Raw genomic sequence first — 17,810 nt, forward strand, 5'->3', positions numbered from 1 at the left:
TGCGCCTCAGCGCCGCCGGTGAAGGGGGTTCTAAGGTTATCACCCACCAGCCGCAAGCGCTTTTTTCACTTTTTTCCCAAATTCAAAAACTTTCTTGCAAAAACAAACAATATCAATGACTTAACCACACACAACCTCACCAACAATCCCACAAACCATACCCAAATCCCAACAAAACAACCTTATCCACAGAATAACCCACAGACTCGGCAAAAGACTCGCCAGAGAGTCAGTCAAAGACTCGCCAGAGATACGCTGAAGACTCGTCCCAAAATGAGGACAGCGTTCCGAAACACCACACGCAACGCCAAACCATAACGTCGGTATCACGTCGGTAACGCATACGTATTGCGGAGGTGGAAGATTCTGACTGCCAAGACCAACGGGCGCAAAGACGCAGAATCCGCAACGGAGGTCAGGCAGGTCGTCTCATCGAGTCGCTCAGCCACCAGCATGGGGGGGGGGGGGAACGCCATGAGAAAGAGGTGTAGCGCACCCTCAGGTCTGTCAGAGGAGAGGCGCGCTGTCGCCGCCTCCCTCCTTGAGTCCCCCCTGTAAGCGCCCCCTACCCGCCCGTCACAAAATGCACGGTGTCAAAGCTGCGGCGCCAGTCTGCGACTTCGGCGGCGACTGGTGCTCCCTGAAGGCCTTGCGTGATCAGAGAGGCGAGGCGGGGGGCGTCGGGGGCGGTCATGCCCCAGCGGACAAGCTCGGGGGTGCCGATGCGCAGGCCGTTCATGTCTCCCGCAACCTCGGCAATCGGCAGACCGATGCCGCAGGCGAGGAACCCCGCCTGGCGCAGCTGTTTGGAGGCGGCCTGCCCTCCGCCAAAGGCTGCGGCCTCTATGGCGAACTGGTGAGACTGCGTGAACTTTGCCGGGCCATCGACAGCTGCACCTGAGAACACCGGCAGCCCCTGCCCCGCCAGTCCGTCTGCCAGTGCCTGTGCCATGGCGATCATCTCGGCGGCATAGGCGGCACCGCAGTCTTTCCAATCCAGCATGGTCACCGCCAGCGCGGCGGTTTTGGCGGCGTCGAAATTGGCGGTCATGCCGGGAAAGGCAATGGCATCCAGACGCTGGGCAATCTCGGCATCATCGCTCACGATCAGACCACCGGCCGGGCCGCCAAGGCTTTTGTAGGTGCTCATGGTCATGAGATGCGCGCCGGCCTTCAGCGGATTGGACCACGCCCGCCCTGCAATGATCCCGCATTGATGGGCCGCGTCAAACAGCAGCTTGGCCCCCACCTCATCTGCAATGCTGCGCACCTCGGCCACGGGATGTTCAAAGAGATTGAGGCTGCCTCCGAGAGTGATCAGCCGGGGCCGCTCGGCCAAGGCCAGCGCGCGCAGCCCGTCCAGATCGACGGTATAGCCATCCGCGTTGACCGGGGCCTCTATGATGCGCAGACCAAACAGCCCGGCGCAGCCTGCCATATGGTGGGTCACATGGCCGCCGATGGAAGCAGGCGGCGCAATGATGGTGTCGCCGGGTTGGCAGATCGCCATGAAGCCATAGAGATTGGCCATGGCCCCTGACGCCACCCGCACCTCGGCAAAGCGCGCATCAAACACCTCGGCGCAGAGGGTGGCGGCAATGACCTCGATTTCCTCAATCGCTTCCAGCCCCATTTCATATTTGTCCCCCGGATAGCCAAGGGAGGGGCGCGAGCCGATGCCGGAGGACAGAAGCGCCTCGGCCTTGGGGTTCATCACATTGGTGGCGGGATTGAGATTGAAACACTCCCGCTCATGGATCTGGCGGTTTTGCTCGGCCAGTTGCGTGATGCGCGCCAGAAGTGTGTCAGACGTGGCAGCCGTGGTCTGCCCAGCAATGCGCTGCACCAAGGTTTCGCTGGTGGCGGGCACCCAGTCTCTTTGTGCGAGGGTCATCGATCGCTCTCCTGTTTTGGGCAGTCTGGCCGCGCGCAGGTGACTTCGCAAAACAGAATTGATATTTCTTGGCGTAGAAAAACTAAGGCTAGAAGATGAGTGTTGCGCCCAAACGGCCCAAAGGCCCTCCGTTAAATGCCATGCGCGCCTTTGAGGCGGCGGCGCGGCATGTGAGTTTTGTGGCTGCGGCGGAAGAGCTGAATGTGACGCCCGGGGCGATTTCACAGCACATCAAGACATTGGAAGGCTGGGCGGGCACGCCGTTGTTTCAGCGCAATGCCCAAGGCGTGGCGCTGACGGCAGAGGGGCAAGCGCTGGTGGCGGATTTCACCGCCGCCTTTGACCAGCTTGCCGATGCGGCGCGGGCGCTGCGCAATCTCACGCCCAATCCCGATTTTCATATCGCCGCATTGCCAGCGGTCGCGCAGCTGTGGCTGCCCAAGCGGTTGCGGCAGGTGCGGGCGCAGTTTCCGGAAATCACCTTTTCGGTCACAGCCATGGAGACTCCGCCAAGCCTTGCGCGGGAGATGTTTGATCTGTCGATCTTTTTCGGGGTGCCCGATGGGGCGGCAGATCAGGTTGCGGTTTGCGCCGATGCGATCCTGCCGGTCTGTGCGCCGACGCTGTTGCCTGAGGCCAAAGAGGATCTGACTGCGGTGACCCATCTGCATGACCAGACATGGGAGGAGGATTGGGCGCTTTGGGCGGCGCATAGCGGAGCCGAGGTTTCCCAAAGCAAAGGCGGGCCGCGGTTTTCCCTTTACAGTCTGGCGATGGAAGAGGCCAAGGCGGGGGCCGGTGTGCTGATGGGGCATCTCTGCCTGATCGAGGAGGCTTTGGCGTCCGGTGCGTTGGTGGCGGTTGAAGAAACGCCCTGCCCCACAGGCCGGTCGCTGCTGATCGCGCAGCCGCATCCTGCGCGGCGGCGGGCGGAAACGGCGGAGATTGTGGCTGTGTTGTCGGGCTAAGGGCTTCCGATCTGGCTCTGGGGCGCACTGTGGGGCGGGTTTCGGGCAGGCCATTACATTTCTCGCCGCCTCAAATGTTCTATTTTTGTTCTCACTCTCTTATATTGGCGGCATGACAGATTCTTTGCCGCCCCCTCCCCCTCTGGCCAAAGGCCGTGTGCATGAAGCCTTCGGCCCCGGCGGGCCGGTGTTTGCTTTTGTGCTGGGCCATCACTGTCGCGGGACCATCATCTGGGTGCGGGACCGCTGGCGGCGGGACCGGCTCGATCCCAACGGGTTTAAGGCGTTTATTGATCCGGCGGAGCTGTATCTCTGCAAGACCAAGGATCATGCGCAGGCCCTTGGCGTGGCGGAGGATGCGCTGCGCTCCGGCGCGGTTGCGCTGGTGGTGGTGGAGCTCAGCAAGGAGGTGACCCTGACGCAGGGGCGGCGGCTGCAGCTGGCCGCGCGGGAGGGCAAATGCACGGGGCTGGCGCTGATCTCTGAGGGGATGGGCAGCAATGCGGCGGAGACGCGGTGGCGGTGCAGGCCGGTGTTTGATCCCCATATCGCGGTGATGCACCAATGGGATCTGGTCAAAAACAAATCCGGTGCGCAGGGCAGCTGGCGGCTTTGGTGGGACAGCGAGGCAAAGCAGGTGCGGGTGGTGTCCCATGCCCGCGCCTGAGTGCGGGGCCGGTCGCAGGCGCGGGCCTGCGACCGCTGTTTCCTAGCCCTCGTCCTGATCCTGCGTCTCAGTCTGTTCCTGACGGCGGCTCAGCGCGCCGACATAGCCGGACACCGTCTGCAGGATGCGGAAGGCGGTTGAGGCGTCGTTTTCGACCACGGCCATAAACTCGGTTTCCCCAAGGCGCAGCATTTCCATATCGGTCTTGGCATACATATCCAGCGCGCGCTTTTCTTTGCGCAACAGCGCCAGTTCGCCCACCAGCGTGCCCGCACCGGCCTCGGCAACCTCATGGGCCTCCCCGTCCGGTGTGTGGAAGCCAAGCCCGGCGGTGCCTTCAAGGATCAGATAAGCGCCGTCAGCCGGATCGTCACCCTGATGGAAGACATAATCGCCCGCCTTTTCCTGATGCCACTGCGCACCAAAGGCCAGAAGGCGCATCTGGCGGCGGGACAGGCCAGCAAACATGTCCGCAGAGGTGAGCGCGCGCATCTTGCGGCGCAGGTCGGCGCTGGCGGCGTTTTCGGTGTCTTCAATGTCCACCGCCTCGCCGTCTTTCAGGCGGCCGTGCTCCAGCTCCAGCAGCATGTCAAAGCTGTCCTGATCCTCAAACTCCTCTTCCAGAAACACCATGGTGGTGGTGGGCAGAAGGCTGCGCAGGCTTTCGATGATCTTGGCCGCCTGCCCTTCCTCATAAGACGCCAGACAGCGGTTGAGGATCAGAAGGTCAGGTTTTTTGATCGCGGCGCGGCTGATCGCCAGCGGCTCGGCAAAGGCGCCGGGCAGATTGGTGCCGCCGATGCCGGTTGGCACCGCAAAGAGCAGCTCGGCCACTTCGTCTTTCACGCCCGCATCGCTGAGGATCTGGGACACGATATCGCGCAGCTGCTCGCCGCGGCCACCGGCGGAGGCCGACAGCTTGCCGTAGATCGCATTCTCCAGAACAGTCAGGCCCGGCGCGTAGCGGGTTTCATCCAAGGGCGCGAGGAAGGCGGTCATCCATTCCGCGAGCTTCTCCGCCTCATTGTGGCGCAGCTCCAGAATGGTCTGTTTCAGCTCGTCGCCAAAGCCCGGACCAATGCGCTCCGCTGACACGGAGAACGGCAGGTTGAGCATCTGGCCCAATTCCTCGCGCGCCATTTCAGACAGCCCCACCTCGCGGCTTTTGCCGACCAGCTCCACGTTGCGGGTGAAGACTTCGGCGTTGAGGCCAAGCTGCTGGAACAGCGGGTGATCCGTGCCGTCCACACCAAAGGTCTGGTTCAGCATCTCGATCACTTCCTGAGACATGCGCAGGATGCCCTCCTCGATGCCCAGCTCGTGCAGCAGATCAAGGAAGCCCATGACCTCTTCGGGGTCCGGCTCCTGAATTTCGCGCAGAGGTGTGGCAAAGAACAGGTTCGCCGCCACAGGCATGGCGGGGTTATAGGCGTCCGGATCAAAGCGGTAGTAGGCTTTCTCAAGCCCGGCCTTGGCCAGCGCCTCCTGAATTTTGGGGCGCAGGCTGACCAGCGTCTGCGCCAGTTCCGCATGATCCTCTTCGTTGAAGATCTGATCCAAACCGCGCCGGAAGAGCGCGTTGCCCGCGCCTGTTGCGTCCATCAGCTGGACCCAGAAACCGTGTACCGCATCCTCATCTGCGAGATCGGCCAGATTTGGGTCCACCCAATCGGCAAAGAGGCGGTCCGTGCTGTTGCCGGTGCGGCGGCTTTCATAAGCGCGCTTGCGGTCTTCGCCTTCGCCCTGCGGATCGGGGCGCTCTGAAAGCGGGGCGCGTTTGAGCGGCATCATCACATTGTCGCCAAAGGTGCCTTCAAACACATAGGGCGACGGATCGGCATAGCCGATGCGGGAGGCGATCACACGCTGGTGCAGATCACTGAGCTTTTGCTCGCCAATTGAGAGGCTGCCGCTCATCGGCAGGATTTCCCGAGTGAAGAGCTCCGCCAGCGCGCGGCGTTCTTCGGCGTCCTGAGAACGAATGCCCATCACCGTGCCCTGCGGCACGGTGGCGGTGATGTTTTCCAGCACGGTGTCGCCATCGTGATCGCGCACATAGACCTTATCCAGCGCGATTGCGCCGGTCAGGCGTGGGATCTCTTCAGGCTCGCCCTCAATCAGCGCTTCATCGACCATGCCGCTTGGGTCAAAACGGTCACCGATCAGATGCCAGCGCAGGGACAGATCCGCCACGCGGTTGTAGTAGTTCAGCAGCTCTTTCCACGGAGAGGACAGGTCTTTGTAGGCGGCCAAGGCAGCCACAAGCGCGCCAAGGGTCACCTGCCCCCGGATCACCAGAAGGCCACCAACGAGGTAGAAGAAAAACGGCGTCAGCTGGGTGATGAAGTTGTTGAGGAACTTCATGAAGAATTTCTTCTTGTAGATCGACAGGCGGATCAGGAAGAGCGTGCCCAGACGGCGTGTGGTCTGCGCCATGCGGAAGCGCCAGCCGCCGTTCACGCGCAGCTCCGGCGCACCCGCCGCGGTTTCGCCGATCTCTGCCGCCAGTTTGCGCACCTGTTGGATGCGGTCCTTGTTCAGCAGGTTGATCTGGCGCTGCAGCTTGGGAATGAGCCAGGCCTGCACGGGGATAAGCGCAATCGCGGCAAAACCGAACCAGATGTTTTGCAAGAACAGGAAGGTCAGAATGGTGATCATCTGCCCCGCCTGCATCACCGGCAGGCTGATGGCATCGCCCATCATGCCGCCCAGCGGCTCGGATTCTGCGGTGATCATCGACACCAGCTCGCCCTGCGAAGTGCGCCGCAGATAGGGCTGCGGAAAGCGCGTGATGCGCGAGATCAGCGTGAAGCGGTAGCGGCGCAGCATCCGCTCAGAGAGCACACCTTTCATGGTGTTGATGCGCATTTTCATCAGGCCGTGAAACAGCACCGAGAGCAGGAACAGGAGGCTGAGCATGATCAGGAAGTTTTCCTGGGTCATCTCAAAATCGAGCACGTCGATGAAATCCTGATCCGCGTCAATCGCGTCGTTGATGATCCGCTTGGGCAGCTCCAGCGTCAGGAACTGCAGCGGAAACAAACAGGCCGTCAGCGCCAGAAGCACCATCTGGTCGCGCTTTGAGAATTTCCAGATGAACGAAAATAGCGAGCGTTCTATGACCTCAACTCCCGGTCTTAGGCAACGGGCCGAAACCCGGACTTTCAGCAGATGCTATCAATGCATCCACCCTGTGTTCAAACGGTTTCTTAATGCATCTGCCTTTAACTTGAAGCATCAGACAAGGCAGCGCGCGCAAAACCTCAATAGGTCACACCATGCGCCGCCAAAGGCTGAGATCCACGTTTTTGGCGGACCACTTTGGTCGGGAAATGATATAGGCACAAAACATGGGTTTGCGGTAGCTGAATTCTGAGTCTAGTCTCAGAAAGTCAAATACATCATGGGGCTTAGGTCTATGGACCAAATCACGACCATACTTTTGCTGGTCGCTGCGTTTCAGATCAAACATCTGGTGGCGGACTTCTTTTTGCAGAACGCCAAGATGATCATGGGGCGCGAGCGTTACTGGCATATGGGCCGGGCGCAGCACGCGGGCATTCACGCTGTTTTCTCGGTTGTGGTGCTGGCTCTGTTTGGCTCCAGCCCGATGGTGATTTTCTGGATGGTTCTGGCCGAGTTCATCGTCCATTTTCATATTGATTGGGGCAAGGCGCGATTCTCTGTGGATCGCGGGCTGACGCCTGAGCAACCGATGTATTGGTATGCCATGGGGTTTGATCAGGCGCTGCACCAGCTGACCTATCTGGTGATGACCTGGGCCTATTTCGCTTGCCTGACCGCCTGAGTTTGACCGGTTGAGATTGCGCCTAAGACTGCCCCGTGAGTCGGAGCGCCCGCCTCAAGACCACCTGAGCGCGACACGTTTTTTTCAGAAATCGCTGTTCGAATGCGCATAGCGCAAAAATGCGCGTAAGGATCAGGCTTTGGCGGCAAACACGTCGATGATGGCGTGCATCTGATCGGCATCCCCCACCACAAACACCCGCGCCTTTTGTGTCGCGGCCCCGGCAAAGGGCGACAGGATGCAGCGCACCGATGCGCCCACACGGGCGGCTGAAAGGAAACGCGCGCGCACATCAGACACACTCAGGCCGGTTGCGGCACGCAGGCAGAGCGCTTCCGCCATGGCGCAGAACAACATGCCCGGCACAATGGCGCCGTCAAAACCGGCCACTTTGGCCATCACATCATCGGTGTGGATCGGGTTGTCGTCATGGGCCAGCGCCAGATAGCGCGACACGGCCTGCGGGCTCAAAGGAGTCAGGGATACTGTTTCCGCCTGTGGCGGGGCCATGCGTTCAGCAAAACTTGGCGGGCGCATCTCGCGGATCTGGGGTGCGGTGAGAAACTTCACCCGGGTTTCCATCTGCGCGCCGCTGTCATTGAGGCCAAAGCGGAAGCTTGCGGCCGCCTCGCTGCGCTCCTGATGCACGACAATCTTGTTACCGGCCTCAACGCGGGCAGTCTGACAGCCCAGAAAGCTCTGGCTTTCCTGCACCGCATAGGTGCCGGTGGGCGCGCGCAGGGCGGCTTTCACCTCCCATAGCGCCGGATCACCCAGCAGCAGCACCTTGCCGGTGATCGGGGCGGGCAACGGCTGGGGCGCGCCTGCGAGTTCCGCAAAAAGCGCGGCCAGCGCCGCCTCTTGCGTGGCGTCCACACCACGCTCCAGCGTCAGGGTTGTCACCGCTGTGTCCTTAGACATCGGCTGCAAAGGCCTCGGCAATCAGCGTTGCGTTGATGCCGCCAAAGGCGAGCGAGTTGGACATGACCGCCTTCAGCGGTGTCGCCTTGGCCGCGTTAGGCACAGGCTCCAGCCCGATTTTGGGATCAACCTCGGCGAAGTTCAGCGTCGGCGGGGCCGATTGGCGCAAAAGCGCACCGATGGCGACGATCAGCTCCAGCGCACCGGCCGCGCCAAGCGCGTGACCATGCACCGGTTTGGTTGAGGAGATCTCAACACCGTCAAGCGTGTCGCCAAACACCGCGCGCAGGGCGGAGACCTCGTTCACGTCATTGGCCACCGTGCCGGTGCCATGGGCGTTCACATAGCCAATGTCACTCGCATCCAGCCCCGCCTGACGCAGCGCCATGCGCATGCAGGCCGAGGCACGCTCTGGATTGGGACGCAGCAGGTCGCCGGCGTCTGAGTTAGTGCCAAAACCGCTGAGTTCGCAGAGAATGGTCGCGCCGCGCGCCTCTGCGGCCTCAAGGCTTTCCAGCACCAGCACACCCGCGCCTTCGCCCAGGATCATGCCATTGCGGTCTTTGCTGAAGGGGCGGTTGAGATCTGCGGTCATCACCCGCAAAAGCTCCCAGACGCGGAAGACGCCGTTTTCGAGACAGGCTTCAGAGCCGCCCACAAGGCAGCGCTCCACTTGCCCCGAAGCAATCATTTGCATGCCCATGCCAATCGACTGGCTGGCCGAGGAACAGGCGGTGGCCAGACAGAGCGCGGGGCCGGTTGCGCCAAACTCCATGGAGACCCAACTCGCGGCGGCATTGTTCATGATCTTGGGCACGGCCATGGGATCAAGCCGCATGGAGCCTTCGGCGCCAAATTTCAGGTAGTTGCGGTCCAAAGTTTGCGCGCCGCCAAAGCCTGAGCCGATGGAGACGCCGCAATTGTCCCCGAAATGCTCCTCGGTGAGGCCCGCCTGCGCCACCGCCTCACGCGCCGCTGCCAGCGCATATTCGGCGACGGGCTCGCGCATACGATGGGGCTTTTCGCCGAGGATCTCCGCCAGATCACCCTCCGCAATTTTCCCAGCGGTTTTGACGCGCTGAATGTCGAGCGCCTCAAAGCTGACCGGTTTGACACCGGAGGTGCCGGATTGTGTGGCCTCAATCAGTGCATCTGCACCGATGCCACATGCGGAAACGGCGCCGAGGCCGGTGACGACAACTCGGGTAGAAGCATTGCGCGTCATGGGGTGGCTCACGCCTCCTCAGCTTGGTGCGCTTCGATTTTGGAGATCGCAAGATCCAGCAGGTCCTGCACGGTCACAACATCGGTCAACTCATTGTCGACCGAGACATAAGCGCCGTATTTCTCTTCGATCGCCATGAGGATCATCACAAAATCCGCAGACTGGATGTCCAGCTCTTCCAGCGGGCGCTCCGGTGTGATTTCGGAGGCATCCACCATGCCCTCTTCAGCCACCATCTCCAGTAGTTCCCGCGTCAGCGTCTCGCGATCGGTGCTCATCAGCGTCCTTCCAGTCGTAAAGTCTTTTGGTCAATTCTCCCCGCTACCCGCAGGGCCTTGAGCGAGACTTTAGGTGGCCTTCCGCAAAACATCCAGCCGAAGATCGCCGCAAAAGGGCGCAAATCCGCTGTCTGTATCGCGAAGGTCTCACGTGCCTATGGGAGCAGCATTGCGGAGAGAATATGCCGCCGCGTTTTGGTGACGTGGCAAAGCAAAGAGCAGCCTAGAAAAAGGCGCCAGACACATGAGGAAAATGGGCACAACGCCCCGCCCCTCGCGTCTCTGACGCCTTCCTTGAACGCGCGCTGATGAGACAGCAGGCCGCCCGAAAAAGAGCCCCCCAGATCCCAGCACCGCCATTCGGTGCGCGCCAACCAAGCCATGGCCCCAGAAGGGGTTCGCCGAAACGGCTCAAGACGCTGAGCCCCATGGCACGTGATCGGTGCCGTGGGATACGGATATCGCCAAGCGGGCCGAGGCCCAAAGCAGAGATCCGCTCCCCCCTACCAACAGAGACCGTGCTTTTCTGATGAAAAGCACCCCGCTGTCAGCCTACGCTCAGGCGTTTGCCGCCGTCCTGCCTGCGTCCCTCGTCACAATGCTCCGTCCCGTGATCCCCGTGGGGTCTTGGGTGGAGCCATGCGCAAAGAGTCTCAGCCAGTGTGGCAGGCGATCCGGGCCGAGTGGTGGCAGTTGAAACGCCGATGTCTCGGCCCCTTCCCCTACCGGGCCCCGGAAGACCTCAGCGTCCCGCGCCGGGTCTTTGCGACCCCTTGCGTTGGGGAAGATGCTGCGCCCTGAGAGGGCCGTTTGGCAAGGGAAAACGGGTGTTTGAGAGGCCCGCGCTGGGGGTAAGGCGCGGGGCAAGCCTGTGGGTTTCATGTGGATAGGTTGGGGATGGATTTGGAAAGGTCAGCGATGCGGGGCTGTTGGGGGAGGATGGAATTATTTTGTGGGGTGAGCGGCGTCTTGGAAACGGTCCAGTGGACCGTTTTAGCCGCGAATGGGCGGAGCACGGTGGGGTTGGAATGAGGACTGGGTGGTTGGAGGCGATTGGCTTGAGCACAACAGAGGGAAGCGCCTGACCCTGGGTGGGGCGAACGGCGTCTTGGAAAGCGTCCAGCGGACGCTTTCAGCCGTGAGCGGGCGGAGCCCCGCAAAGCGCCCTCCCGTGGGGAGGATCGGGCGCTGCCCGTGCCGGACGTGGGCAAGATTTCGCTAGAATTAGGATTTATGTTTTTCAGCAGAAAACTGAAGGTGTGGCCACATCTCAACAAGCCAGGCGGCGAAAATAGCAATCATGAACACCAAGTATGCAAGCGCCCATACCCCATTAAATGTCCCCAGCGCTTCAAGCACTTTAGTATCTTCCGCAAGGTTCTGAAAAAGTACTCGATGAGTGGAAACTACTGCACTGAACGCGAAATAGACCCCCATTAAGATCAAAAAACTCGAGTTAGCGCTTTTGACGACTCTAGGTGTTAGTTCTTCAGCTTCTTGGAGCTCTTTAAGGTAGTGCTCCCACCCCCGAACGTTCTTGTAGTGATTTTCTATTCTTTGCTCGATGAAGCGGCCTGCCCGAGCAATGCCGTTCACTTCAATGACAAAAAGGAAAGACATAGCAACGACAACAATCGGCACAATTAGCAAAAAGGAGCCTTCCATAACCCCAGTTATCTTCAATCCAGAAACACTCGGTATGCCTAACGCCGCTCCCGCAACAATAAAAAATCGCCTCTGCTGCCTATCCAAGATTTCTTTTCGGAGAGAACGATACTGTTCTTCAAATATTACAATTTCTTGATCCCTAGTTTCCGTTAGTTTGAAATGCCTATCGTATTCTGTCATTTTAAATCTCAAAATTCAGTTTCTATATTTCGTAAACATAGAGCACGGCGTAGCAGCACCGAACAACCCACGCGCTATTTTCTTTTGAATACCTTTGGCCAACGCGCTCCCCACAGTTACTGGATATCCGATCCGGATCGCGCCCGACCCCGCCCCCCCAGGGCGGGTGCGATTTTGCTTCGGTTGCGATAGACGGAACGTGAAGGATGTGCGGACAGGACTGTACCAAGCGGAGAGCCGCCCTCGGGGTCGGGCGCGATCCCAGCGGCGGGGCTACGCGGGTGCTTAGTGGTGTGACCGCTTGGGGGGAATTGGCTATGCGGCTCAGGTTGGAAAAGAGAAAGGCCGCTCGATTGGAGCGGCCTTGGGAATTGGGGTTGGCTTTGCGTGCCCTAAATCCCGGGGTGCGCCCGCGAAGGCTGCGCCGTTCGCTTTCGCGCACTCGCGCTCGAAAAAAGCCGACGGGCTCCGCCCTTTCGCGCCTCAAACGCTCCACTGGAGCGTTTGCCTGAGCAGAGCTCTGGACCGGTGCTCAATCGTCCATTTTGAGTGCGCTGATAAACGCTTCCTGCGGGATATCCACCTTACCAAACTGGCGCATCTTTTTCTTACCGGCTTTCTGTTTGTCCAAAAGCTTGCGCTTCCGGGTGGCGTCGCCGCCGTAACATTTGGCGGTCACGTCTTTGCGCAGCGCGCTCAAAGTCTCACGGGCAATGACTTTGCCGCCGATGGCCGCTTGAATCGGGATCTTGAACATGTGGCGCGGGATCAGGGTTTTGAGCTTTTCACACATCGCCCGGCCGCGCATCTCAGCCCGGTCGCGGTGTACCATCATGGAGAGCGCGTCCACCGGCTCGTCGTTCACCAGCACGGACATCTTCACGAGGTTGTCTTCGCGGTAATCCTCCATCTGGTAGTCAAAAGACGCATAGCCTTTGGTCACCGATTTCAAACGGTCGTAGAAGTCAAACACCACCTCGTTGAGCGGCAGGTCGTAGACGCACATGGCGCGGGAGCCGGCGTAGGTGAGATCGAGCTGGATGCCGCGGCGGTCCTGGCAGAGCTTGAGCACGTCGCCGAGGTATTCGTCCGGCACCAGGATGGTGGCCTTGATGCGCGGCTCCTCAAGGTGGTCGACCTTGGACATGTCGGGCATGTCGGCGGGGTTGTGCAGCTCGATCTTCTCGCCGTCTTTCATGTAGACGTGATAGATCACGGAAGGCGCCGTGGTGATGAGCTCGATGTTGTATTCGCGCTCGATCCGGTCGCGGATCACTTCGAGGTGCAGGAGGCCGAGGAAGCCGCAGCGGAAGCCAAAGCCCAGCGCGGCGGAGGTTTCCATTTCAAAGCTGAAGGATGCGTCATTCAGCGCCAGCTTGTCGATGGCGTCGCGCAGGTCTTCGAACTCAGCTGAATCCACCGGGAAGAGACCACAGAAGACCACCGGCTGCGCAGGCTTAAAGCCCGGCAGGGCCTCTTCGGTGCCGTGGCGGTCATTGGTGATTGTGTCGCCCACGCGGGTGTCGCGCACCTGTTTGATCGAGGCGGTCAGGAAGCCGATCTCGCCGGGGCCGAGGCTGTCGACCATCTGCATTTCCGGGCGGAAGACGCCGACGCGGTCCACCGAATGCAGGGTGCCGTTGGACATGAATTTGACGCGCTGGCCCTTTTTCAGGGTGCCATCCATGATCCGCACGAGAACGATCACGCCGAGGTAGGCGTCATACCAGCTGTCCACCAGCATGGCTTTGAGCGGGGCATCCAGATTGCCGGTTGGCGCGGGCAGGTCTTTGACGATGGCCTCAAGGGTCTCGTGGATGCCGACGCCGGTCTTGGCGGAGACCTGAATGGCGCCGGTGGCGTCGATGCCGATGACGTCTTCGATCTGTTCGGCCACACGGTCACAATCAGAGGCCGGCAGGTCGATCTTGTTGAGCACAGGCACCAGCTCGTGATCGGCCTCAATGGCCTGATAGACGTTGGCGAGGGTCTGCGCTTCCACGCCCTGGGTGCTGTCCACCACCAGAAGCGAGCCTTCGACCGCTTTCATGGAGCGGGAGACCTCATAGGCGAAGTCGACGTGGCCCGGGGTGTCGATGAGGTTGAGGACATAGGTCTCGCCGTCATCCGCCTTATAGTCGATGCGCACGGTGTTGGCTTTGATGGTGATGCCACGCTCGCGCTCGATGTCCATGCTGTCCAGCAGCTGTTCTTTCATATCGCGGTCTTCCACCGTGCCCGTCTCCTGAATGAGGCGGTCAGCAAGGGTGGATTTACCGTGGTCGATGTGGGCCACGATGGAGAAATTGCGGATTTTGGACAGATCGGTGCTCATGATGCGGGATATGATGGGGAATCTTGTGTTGGTCAAGCAGCGCTGTAGGGTGCGGGGCGGGATATTTGGGGTAGAAGGACATTCGGACCATTGAATTTGACTACAATTGATCGCTCAAGAAACTTCGAACAGGCGTTGCGGAGATTGGGATGGTTTAACTCACACGCACGACAGATCCTTGTATGTAGATACATGCTGAGACAACTTTCTTCGCTGGATCCTGATGAAGGTTTTTTCGGAAAAGCCCACAGCTACCAACTTTTTGAGGCATTTCGCCTGGCCATTTCCGTGTTTTCCGGCGTCAATCGCGAAAAACGTATTTATAGCGCACCATATGAGCCCAACGATGGACCAGATACCCACTATCTCAGGTACTATCGCTCTAGTCCTCTCTTTAAACTATCCTCTGCAAGCGGCATGCCTGCATTTTCATTCCATGACAGAAATATGGCAGCTAGTGGCTTCGAACACAGCACCGATGCTGTATTCGAAGATGAACTTTTTGTTCACGAAGTGTTTGAAGTGGGAAAAGGCGTCTCGCTATACAATAAACAAGTTGCCGACGACCGCTCAAACCTCCTGCTAAACCAGCCACTTTGGAGAGGTTTCGAAACACAAGAACAGCGCTCTAATGCAAAGACAGTCATCAAATACCAGCAACTTCAGCCAGGTGTCTGGGATTTTTGGTACAACTGGTATCTGAGCTTAATTGAAGGCAAACCAGTCGCCGCGAAGCTCCAACGCCGCGTTGCGTTGATCGCAGATGACATTTGGGAAGCTGGCCCTAAGGCGGTTGCTGATGAAATCGAACGCATCCAAGTCCGCTATCTCGCAGATCAACTTCCTCTTGCCGAAACCATCGACCTAAATCCTGACACAGGCAAATTTCGCGCCACCCCCACTCCGGTCGAAAATGCGCCTTTGATGTCAGCCTTACTGACGCAAATTTCTGACGATTTGGAAGACGCCATGGCTGGGCACAACGGCGTCACCAAAACTTCAAGCGAAGCACGGAAAATCCAGCGGGTTGTGACGCGATATGGCAATGATCCTCAGCAAGCAGAGCTAACGCTGACATCTGTGGCGCAGGGCCTTCGCCGACAACTGTACGAAACGGGCGAACTGCCGGACAGCGAGGATAATCTCGCCCTCCTCAACTCGGTTGAGGAAGGTGTTCGCGGCATTCGGGCGAACCACCCTGAAGTCGCGGCAAATCGCGAACAGCTGGCGCAGCTCGCCATTCAGGAACTGAGCGCTGAAGATCGCGAAACTCTTGAAAAGGCTGCGCCGGTTCTATCAGCCATCAGCGAGGGCGCTATGGCAGAGGATTTTGCCGAAGACATTCCTGAGCTGATCAACGACGCATTGCTACCCCTCCCATCTGGCGCGCCAAGACTGCCGGGCGCAGACGCCAGCACAAGAGTTTTCGGGCGCTCTGCCAAAATGCGAGTGAAGTTGGGGGCGACTTCAGAACTGACGAAGAAGGGCGCTCAAGTCTTTGATAGCGATACAATAAAAACGCTGAGATTGATCGGATTTGTCGGCGCGGGTGGCGCTGCGGTTCATCATTTCGTTCTCAAGCACTTAGATAGCATTGTGGAAATCGGCCTGCGTGTGTTTGGCGTCCTTTAAGTATTAGAGCCGCGCCTGACCCTGGGAGGAAGCGAATGCGCCCTCCTGTGGGGAGGGTCGGGCGCGGCTCGGCGGGGCCGAGCTGGTTGGGCGTTTGTTGGGTAGTAGCAACAGAGGATCGCGCCCGACACCGAGGGCGGTTGTCAGGTTGGCAAATCGCTCTCCGCAAATCTCTACGTCTCGTCTAACTCAACCATGGCAAAATCGCACCCGGCCTGGGGGGCGGGGACACTCTCGGGACTTTGCGTTGCAAAGCCCTGCCGTCAGCGGGGTGCGATCCGGATCACGAGTGATCCGAGTAAAGATTGAGGGCCACTCCACAAACACCCCCAACAGCAACACCAATGGCCATACCGCCGCCCCCTCCCCCCTCACCATGCCGCCACCGCTGCGCGCGGTTCCCCTTGCCCGATCTTCAAAATCAGTGTTAGCTGCCTCAATTGCACTTTGACTGAAGCCTGAATGCCATCAGTGAGGATGCTGACGTGAGATATGTACCCATCGTTGTTGCGATGATTTTGGCCCCGGCGCTGAGCTGGGCGGCGGAGGCTGATATCACCGCCGGTGAAAAGCTCTACAAAAAGACCTGCCGCAGCTGTCATGGACCGACGGCCAAAGGTCTGTCGAGCTATCCATCGCTGCGCGATCAGTCTGCGGAGTATCTGGCAGACAGGCTCACGCGCTACCGCGCGGGGGAGAAATTCGGGCCCAACACGCCTTTGATGACCCCCAATGCCAAGAAACTCTCTGACGAAGACATCACCAATATCAGCCACTTCATCACTTCGCTGGAGTGACTTCGTGTCTCCGGCGCAGGACAACGGGTTTTGGTACGGACTTTTTTGAACGACGCAAGCCGGGCACGGACGGCTTATTGATAGGCCCGGCATCTCTTTGGCAGGTGACACCGCAGATTTGAGCCTCTCGCGCAGCGATGACTGCAATCACGTTGGGAGGACGTAATGAAATTGCGATATCAGATGAGCGCCGCGGCTTTGGCGGTGGGCGCTGTGACGATGGCTGCGCCTGCTTGGGCGCAGAACACCACCAGCCTGAGCCACACTGTGGTGCTGGAGGATCTGGAAAACCCATGGGACATGGCGTTTCTGGACGATGGCACCATGTTTTACACAGAGAAGTGCAAAGGCCTGTCGGTGCTGATGCCTTCAGGTGACATCACCGCACTTTTGGGGATGGGCGGCGTGGACGGCTATGCCGCCACCGCAGAGGATCTGTTTTGTGAAGGTCAGGCGGGGATGATGGGCGTGGCCGTGGACCCGGATTTTGCCAACAACCGGCGGATCTATGTCTATTCCACCTCCAATATGGTGACGCCGCACACCAACCGTCTGATGCGGATGGTGGTGAGTGAGGATTTCTCAACCGTGTCAGAGCGCATCGATATTGTGGAGGATGTGCCTTATAAGATGACCGCCACGGATCACCCCTTTGGCGGGCCGGGCGCACACAATGGCGGGCGCGTGCGGTTCAATCCGGCGGATGGCTATCTCTATCTGACCACCGGAGACACCCACAACAGCGCGGTGCCGCAAAGCCCCTCGCTGATGGGCAGCAAGGTGATCCGGATCGATACGGACGGCACCCCTGCGGCGGGAAACACCCCGCCTGTGGGCTTTGACAAGCGCACCTACACCTATGGGCACCGCAATGTGCAGGGCATCGCCTTCCACCCCACCACCGGGGCGGCGATCACCGCAGAGCACGGGCCATGGCACTCTGATGAAATCACCGTGCTGCGCAATGGCGGCAACGCCGGATGGGATCCGCGCCCCAATATGGCGGGTCGGGACGCCTGCCCGGATGACTATTGCGGCTACAGCCCGAACCAGATGGTGGGCGACAACCGCTTTGCGCGGGCCTCGTGGATGCCGATGACGGATTTTGCCACCTATCCAAACGCCATGCCCCCGATCTGGACCAACAATGGCTGGTCACAGGGCACTTCGTCTGCCGCCTTTCTGGAAGGCAGCGCCTGGGGCGACTGGGAAGGCGCGATGGTTGTCGGGCTGATGGGCATCGGCTTTGGCGGCACCCCTCTGGGGCAGCGGATTGACGTGATTCAGCTCACAGAGGATGGCACCGAGGTGATGGATGTCACGGAGATGACCCTGCCGATGGAGCCGGGACGGTTCCGCTCGCTGGTGTCAGGGCCGGATGGCAGCCTTTATGCGGCAGTTGATGAGGGCATGATCTATAAGATCACGCCGTAAGCC

Annotated in this window: 13 protein-coding genes; 6 read left to right on the plus strand and 7 right to left on the minus strand. The window is 59.7% G+C overall.

Features of this window, described 5'->3' with window-relative positions; all coding sequences use genetic code 11:
• Positions 1-565: 565 nt before the first annotated feature.
• A complete protein-coding gene (locus J7399_RS19700) occupies positions 566-1,894 on the minus strand; it encodes an aminotransferase class I/II-fold pyridoxal phosphate-dependent enzyme (RefSeq protein WP_209089284.1) in 1,329 nt (442 codons plus the stop codon).
• Between the two features lie 95 nt (positions 1,895-1,989).
• Here J7399_RS19700 and J7399_RS19705 point away from each other — a divergent pair, with 95 nt between their 5' ends.
• Both J7399_RS19705 and J7399_RS19710 read left to right on the plus strand, forming a co-directional pair.
• Positions 1,990-2,862, plus strand: a complete 873-nt coding sequence (locus J7399_RS19705; RefSeq protein ID WP_209089301.1) for a LysR family transcriptional regulator — start codon at positions 1,990-1,992, stop codon at positions 2,860-2,862.
• A gap of 112 nt (positions 2,863-2,974) precedes the next feature.
• A complete protein-coding gene (locus J7399_RS19710; protein WP_209065913.1) occupies positions 2,975-3,529 on the plus strand; it encodes a hypothetical protein in 555 nt (184 codons plus the stop codon).
• Between the two features lie 42 nt (positions 3,530-3,571).
• Here J7399_RS19710 and J7399_RS19715 read toward each other — a convergent pair whose 3' ends face one another.
• Complete coding sequence (locus tag J7399_RS19715; RefSeq protein WP_209089304.1) at positions 3,572-6,598, minus strand: cyclic nucleotide-binding domain-containing protein; 3,027 nt, start codon at positions 6,596-6,598, stop codon at positions 3,572-3,574.
• Between the two features lie 349 nt (positions 6,599-6,947).
• Here J7399_RS19715 and J7399_RS19720 point away from each other — a divergent pair, with 349 nt between their 5' ends.
• Positions 6,948-7,337: a DUF3307 domain-containing protein gene (locus J7399_RS19720; RefSeq protein ID WP_209089307.1), complete on the plus strand. Its 390-nt coding sequence runs from the start codon at positions 6,948-6,950 to the stop codon at positions 7,335-7,337.
• 132 nt (positions 7,338-7,469) lie between these two features.
• Here J7399_RS19720 and J7399_RS19725 read toward each other — a convergent pair whose 3' ends face one another.
• From J7399_RS19725 to lepA, 5 genes are all read right to left on the minus strand, one after another.
• Positions 7,470-8,240, minus strand: coding sequence for a MaoC family dehydratase (locus J7399_RS19725; RefSeq protein ID WP_209089310.1), 771 nt, complete (start codon positions 8,238-8,240; stop codon positions 7,470-7,472).
• 10 nt (positions 8,241-8,250) lie between these two features.
• On the minus strand, positions 8,251-9,483 hold the full coding sequence (locus J7399_RS19730; RefSeq protein WP_209089319.1) for a beta-ketoacyl-[acyl-carrier-protein] synthase family protein: 1,233 nt from the start codon (positions 9,481-9,483) through the stop codon (positions 8,251-8,253).
• 8 nt (positions 9,484-9,491) lie between these two features.
• The gene (locus J7399_RS19735; protein ID WP_209065922.1) at positions 9,492-9,761 is read right to left on the minus strand and encodes a phosphopantetheine-binding protein; all 270 of its coding nucleotides are present in this window, start codon (positions 9,759-9,761) and stop codon (positions 9,492-9,494) included.
• 1,224 nt (positions 9,762-10,985) lie between these two features.
• The gene (locus J7399_RS19740; protein WP_209089321.1) at positions 10,986-11,609 is read right to left on the minus strand and encodes a hypothetical protein; all 624 of its coding nucleotides are present in this window, start codon (positions 11,607-11,609) and stop codon (positions 10,986-10,988) included.
• Between the two features lie 532 nt (positions 11,610-12,141).
• Positions 12,142-13,944 carry a translation elongation factor 4 gene (gene lepA / locus J7399_RS19745; protein ID WP_209065955.1) on the minus strand — a complete coding sequence of 601 codons (1,803 nt, stop codon included), beginning with the start codon at positions 13,942-13,944 and terminating at the stop codon, positions 12,142-12,144.
• Between the two features lie 192 nt (positions 13,945-14,136).
• Here lepA and J7399_RS21035 point away from each other — a divergent pair, with 192 nt between their 5' ends.
• The 3 genes from J7399_RS21035 to J7399_RS19760 all read left to right on the plus strand — a co-directional run bounded on the left by J7399_RS21035 (position 14,137) and on the right by J7399_RS19760 (position 17,807).
• A complete protein-coding gene (locus tag J7399_RS21035; RefSeq protein WP_247742988.1) occupies positions 14,137-15,576 on the plus strand; it encodes a hypothetical protein in 1,440 nt (479 codons plus the stop codon).
• A gap of 485 nt (positions 15,577-16,061) precedes the next feature.
• The gene (locus J7399_RS19755) at positions 16,062-16,373 is read left to right on the plus strand and encodes a cytochrome c (protein ID WP_209089323.1); all 312 of its coding nucleotides are present in this window, start codon (positions 16,062-16,064) and stop codon (positions 16,371-16,373) included.
• A gap of 165 nt (positions 16,374-16,538) precedes the next feature.
• On the plus strand, positions 16,539-17,807 hold the full coding sequence (locus J7399_RS19760) for a PQQ-dependent sugar dehydrogenase (RefSeq protein WP_209089326.1): 1,269 nt from the start codon (positions 16,539-16,541) through the stop codon (positions 17,805-17,807).
• Positions 17,808-17,810 lie beyond the last annotated feature (3 nt).

The organism is Shimia sp. R9_1 (assembly GCF_017743775.1).
In the GTDB taxonomy this organism is placed as follows: domain Bacteria; phylum Pseudomonadota; class Alphaproteobacteria; order Rhodobacterales; family Rhodobacteraceae; genus Shimia.